Source organism: Caulobacter sp. S45, from assembly GCF_903642205.1.
Lineage (GTDB): Bacteria > Pseudomonadota > Alphaproteobacteria > Caulobacterales > Caulobacteraceae > CAHJWH01.
The window spans coordinates 1-5,149 of record NZ_CAHJWH010000190.1 but is presented as its reverse complement, the minus strand read 5'-3'; the positions used below and the strand labels follow the sequence as shown (position 1 = coordinate 5,149).

The 5,149-nt window shown below is 70.5% G+C and carries 6 protein-coding genes; 1 reads left to right on the top strand and 5 read right to left on the bottom strand.

Annotated elements, in window-relative coordinates; translation table 11 throughout:
- The 4 genes from HUV06_RS14505 to HUV06_RS14490 form a co-directional block, all read right to left on the bottom strand.
- Positions 1-432: DUF992 domain-containing protein (locus HUV06_RS14505; protein WP_174301963.1), on the bottom strand; the 432-nt coding region annotated here is incomplete at its 3' end.
- Positions 433-513: 81 nt separating this feature from the next.
- Positions 514-813: a hypothetical protein gene (locus HUV06_RS14500; protein WP_174301962.1), complete on the bottom strand. Its 300-nt coding sequence runs from the start codon at positions 811-813 to the stop codon at positions 514-516.
- 140 nt (positions 814-953) lie between these two features.
- Positions 954-2,399, bottom strand: coding sequence for a sigma-54 dependent transcriptional regulator (locus HUV06_RS14495; RefSeq protein ID WP_174301961.1), 1,446 nt, complete (start codon positions 2,397-2,399; stop codon positions 954-956).
- Positions 2,400-2,468: 69 nt separating this feature from the next.
- The gene (locus HUV06_RS14490; protein WP_174301960.1) at positions 2,469-3,218 is read right to left on the bottom strand and encodes an ATP12 family chaperone protein; all 750 of its coding nucleotides are present in this window, start codon (positions 3,216-3,218) and stop codon (positions 2,469-2,471) included.
- 73 nt (positions 3,219-3,291) lie between these two features.
- Between HUV06_RS14490 and HUV06_RS14485 the strand changes: the two genes are divergently transcribed.
- Entirely contained in the window at positions 3,292-4,674 is a 1,383-nt protein-coding gene (locus HUV06_RS14485) for a DUF1800 family protein (RefSeq protein WP_174301959.1), read from the top strand.
- Between the two features lie 21 nt (positions 4,675-4,695).
- On the opposite strand, the gene HUV06_RS14480 is transcribed toward HUV06_RS14485, so the two are convergent.
- Positions 4,696-5,149, bottom strand: a 454-nt coding sequence (locus HUV06_RS14480) for an HAD-IA family hydrolase (RefSeq protein WP_174301958.1), incomplete at its 5' end; no start/stop codon positions are given.

The window sequence follows — 5,149 nt, the reverse complement described above, 5'->3', positions numbered from 1 at the left end:
GCGATGCTGCTGGCTGACATGGGTGCCACGGTGTTGCGGATTGATCGCCTTGCTTCCGCCGATCAGGGCGTTCCCGCCGATCCCCACGCCTAGCGTCGCGCTGGCCGTCACCCCGCCGTAGCTGCCGCGCAGGTCGCCGTGCCCGAGATAGTCGGTGGGCGAGAACACACCCCACACGATCGTGCCTGAACGCCGATAACCGAGGTCCAGGCCGATCTTGGTGATGTGGCCGGTGTAGCGCTCGGGCGAGCGGTGGGTCGGCGAGAAGGTGCAGTTGACCCGTCGCGAGGAGCCGATCACCTTGCCCCAGCCTCCCGCGACGCTGCAGGTCAGGTCGCCGATCTTCACACCGCCCTCTCGGGCCTGCGCCGGGGCCTGGGCGGCGAGGCTGAAGCCCATCAGGGCCGCCAAACCGAGAGCCGTCTTGCTCATTGTCTATCCTTCAGCTCAGCCCGTCCCGGCGGCTAAAGCCGGTTGGAAGCTTGACGGTTCCGGCCGGCGGCCAAGCTGGCGTTAGTGCTGCTCGACGGTGTGGGTATGCGTCGTCCGGCTCACCAGGTGATGGTGGTGATGGCGGCGGTGATGGTGGTGCAGAATGCGGCCGTGGCGGATGTCGCGGGTGGTGCGGCGCGCGGCGGTGGCGTCGTGGTGATACTGGTCGGTGACGGCCTTGCCGGTGCCGTTCACGATCTGCTTGGTCCCGTTGGCGACCTTATGGAAGGTGTCCGGAATGACGGTGGCGGGGGAGGCCTGGGCGGCGGCCGCGGTGAGCGACAGCAGGGCGCCGGCCAGGGCGATGACATTGAACTTCATGGCAGGTGAACCTTCGATCCCTTGCGCGCCCATCCGGCTGCGCAGGCAACCCATGTAGCTGCGACCGCGTGTCGCGACTAGCCACGCCAATCCCGAAAATCTGTAAGGTAGGGGCGTCTCTCCCGGAAAGAGGAGAAGCCCTATCCCGCTTCCGTCAGCCCCCCTTCCAGCCCCTGCTCACGCACCTTGCGGTAGAGGGTGGAGCGGCCGATGCCGAGACGGCGCGCCACCTCGGTCATGTGGCCGGCGTAGATCTCGATGGCGAGCTGAATCAGGTCGCGCTCGACCTCCTCAAGCGATCGCACATGGCCCTTCTCGTCGAGCACGTTGACAGGTCCGGCAGGCGCCTCCGCCTGGGCGAGGCCGGCCGAGCCTTCAAGGATGGGCGTCTCGGCGACCGGCGACGGGCTGGACAGGCCGGAAATCGACGGGAAGTCGTGCGGCTGCAGGTGGGGGTCGTCGCTCAGCACGATGGCGCGGTAGACCGCGTTCTCCAGCTGGCGGACGTTGCCGGGCCAGTCGAAGGCGGTGAGCATGGCGAGCGTCGCCGGCGACGCCCCGGCCACCCGCTTGCCCTCCTCGATGTTGAAGCGGCGCACGAAGGCTTCCACCAGGGCCGGAACGTCCTCGCGGCGCTCCCGCAGCGCCGGCGCCTCGATGGGATAGACGTTGAGCCGGTAGAACAGATCCTCGCGGAAACGCCCGGCGGCGACCTGACTGGCCAGGTCGCGATTGGTGGCCGACACGATGCGCACATCGACCTTCAGTGGGCGCTTGGAGCCGATCGGGTCGATCTCGCCCTCCTGCAGGGCGCGGAGCAGCTTGACCTGCATGTCCAGAGGCAGTTCGCCCACCTCGTCCAGGAACAGGGTGCCGCCGCTGGCCTCCAGGAACTTGCCGGAGTGCTTCTCGTGGGCCCCGGTGAAGCTGCCCTTCTCGTGGCCGAACAGGATGGACTCGACCAGGTTCTCCGGGATCGCGCCGCAGTTCACCGCCACGAAGGGCTTGCCGGCCCGCTCGCTCTCGCCGTGCACCGCACGGGCGATCAGCTCCTTGCCGACCCCGCTCTCGCCCAGGATCAGCACCGGGATGGAGGACTTGGCGGCCCGGCGGCCCAGCGCCTTGACCCGGGCCATGGCGGGGGACGAACCCACCAGGTGGTCGAAGTTGGTGCGGCCGACCGCGCGCTTGGACAGGCGGTCCACCTCGGCGGTGAGCTGGCCCATCTGCAGCACGTTGCGGATGGAGACTATGATCCGCTCCGGGCTCGCCGGCTTGATGAAGAAGTCCTGGGCGCCGGCCTGCATCGCCTGCACCACCGTGTCCACCCCACCGGTGGCGGTCAGCACGATCACCGGCGCGCCGAAGCCCTGGGCGCGCAGGCTCTTCAGCACCTCGAGGCCGGGCGTATGGGGCATGACGAGATCGAGGATCACCACGTCGGGCTTGAGTCCGGTGGCGACGCGGTCGAGCGCCGCCTCTCCGCCGTCCGCCTGAGCGACCGAGAAGCCTTCCCGCTCCAGCACCGCACCGATCAGGCGCCGCTGGGTCGGGTCGTCATCCACGATCAGCACCGTCTTGGCCATGCCCGTCCCCAGACTTACGGCCACCCGCCGCGCAGCCCGCTCTATGGACCAGGGCCGTGAAGATGCGGTTTAGACGACGCTGTCGTCCGCCCTCCCGGCTAGCGCCTCGAACCAGCGGCCAACCATCCGCGCCTCCTCGCGTTGGCGTGTGGTTCGCTCGGCCGCCTCGGCGTCCACGCCCCAGCGCTCCTCCTGGTAGGCCTGCTCGAGGCGCGACAGGTCGAAGGCCGCGTCGGCGTGGAGCTGTCCATGATGCAGGGCCAGCGCCAGGATCGCAGACCCGAACAGCGGCGTGACGAAGGCCACGCCCGCCTGGGTGAAGGGCTCAAGGCCTGCCACCAGGGCCTCGACCCGCCCCAGCGCCTCACGCGGCTGGGGCCTTGGCGCCACGCCCGCCACCCGATGGAGCTCGACGCCGAGCGAGTCGCGGGCCCAGTCCAACAGCGGTCCCCACCTGGCGACCTGCGCCTCCACCAGCGAGGCGGGCGCCTCGGCGAAGTAGCAGAGCACATCGGAACCGGCGTAGCGGGCCACCTCCGCCGCGACTGCGGCGCCTGCGGCGGCCGTCCGGTCGATGACGGTGGAGGCGAGCCGGTTGGCGGGCATGGCGGACAGGTCGATCTGCTCCGACTGCGCGTCCCATTCGGCCGCCACGAGCTCCGCCAGACCTAGCGCGGGCAATCTGAGAGCCGCGCCGCCCGGCGTCTTGGCGCCTCGACCGTCCAGGAGCAGGGTGAAGCCGCCGCCCTCTGGCGCGACCTCCACCTGCTTGTAGAAGCGCCTGGGCCGGCGCTCGGATGAGGATGACGATGGCCGCATTCATGCTCCCGTCAGCCGCCAGGGCTCAGACACGCCATGTAGAGGTCCGATGGACCGAACGCGATGGGCGCCCATGAGCTTGCGTTCCAATCCAGCGCAGGACGCCGCCGTCGCGGTCACCCGCTTGGGCCTGGGCGCCCGGCCGGGCGAGCTGGAGCTGGCCCGCTCGGACCCGCGAGGCTGGCTGAGCGCCCAGATCACGCCGGTGGGCGCCGACCTGCCCCACGCCGCCAGCGGCCAGCCGCTGCCGAGCGCGCAGGAAGACTACCAGGCCTTCCTGGCCTCGCACGCCGCGGAAAAGGCTGCAGGCGCCGATCAGGACGCCCGCAAGGACGCCCGCCAGCCGCTGATCGACGCCATCGACGGGGAGGTGCTCGCCCGCGCCCGGTTGGGGGCTACGACTTCAGCGCCGTTCCGCGAACGTTGGGCGCTGTTCTGGGGCAACCACTTCACCGTCTCCACCGCCAAGGGCGAGGAGCTGAACGCCACCGCGGCCGCCTTCGAGCGCGAGGCGGTCCGCCCGCACGTATTCGGCCGGTTCGAGGACCTGCTGGTCGCCTCCTCCCGCCATCCGGCCATGCTGATGTATCTGGACCAGCAGAACTCGGTTGGCCCCAACAGCCCCTCGGGCCTGAAACATCCCAGCGCCGGGCTGAACGAGAACCTCGGCCGCGAGATCATGGAGCTGCACGCCCTGGGCGCGGACGCCGGCTACAGCCAGGCGGACGTCACCGAGTTCGCCCGCGCGCTCACCGGCTGGTCCATGGGCGGCGGGGGCGGGTCCGTGGAGCAGCAAGGCCTGTTCCTCTACAAGCCCCAGGTGCACGAATCGGGCGGACGAAGGGTGTTCGGCGCGAACTACGCTCCAGGCGAGGAGGCCCAGGCCCGCATGATCCTCGCCGATTTCGCCGCCAGCCCGCACACCAGCCGCCATCTGGCGCGCAAGATCGCCACCCACTTCGTCGCCGACGATCCGCCGACTGGCCTCGTGGCACGGCTGGACCGCGCCTACCGGAGCAGCAATGGCGACCTCGCCGTCCTGGCCGAGGCGCTGGTCGCTGCGCCGGAGAGCTGGACGCCGGACGCCCTCAAGCTGAAGACGCCCTACGAGCTCCTGATCTCCTCGTACCGAGCGGTCGGCTTCGTTCCGGCGGACGCGCGCAAGGAGGTGTTCGGTCCCTTGGGGAGCCTGGGCCAGCGGCCCTTCTTCGCGCCCCAGCCCAATGGATGGCCGGACGTCGCCGCCGACTGGGCGGCTCCGGACGCGGTGGTCCGGCGGATCGGCTGGGCGCGGAGCTTCGCCGGCGGCCATGCGCCGGCCGACCCTGTGCAGGTCGCCGAGGCCGCGCTGGGGGTGCGCCTGTCCGCCGACACCGCCGCCGCCATCCGCCGCGCCGAGAGCCGTCCGGAAGCGCTGACCTTGCTGCTGATGAGTCCGGAATTCCAGCGGCGCTGATCGCCTCCCCGTAGGTGGGGCTCAGACCCGGTGTTCCGCGAAGCGCGCCAGCTCGTCGGCCAGCGCCTCGAACGTATCGAGCACGGCATCCGCACCGGATGCCTCGATCTCGGCGCGCGTGTGGAAGCCCCAGGTGACGCCGACCGCGCGAACCCCGGCCGCCTTCGCCATGCCGATGTCGTGGGACGTGTCGCCCACCATGACCGTGCAGGCGGGCTCCGCATCCAGGGCGCGCATGGCGTCCAGCAACATGGCGGGATGGGGCTTGCCGGGGCCGTCGTCGGCGCAGTGGGTGCTGTCGAACAGGTCGGCCCAGGCGTGCATGGCCATGATCATGTCCACGCCGCGGCGCGACTTGCCCGTCGCCATGGCGATGCGCCAGCCCTCACCCTTCAGCCGGTCCAGCAGCTCGGCCGCGCCGGGATATAGCGGCTCGGTGAAACCCGGCTGGCGGTGCAGGTCGTGAAAGCCCGAC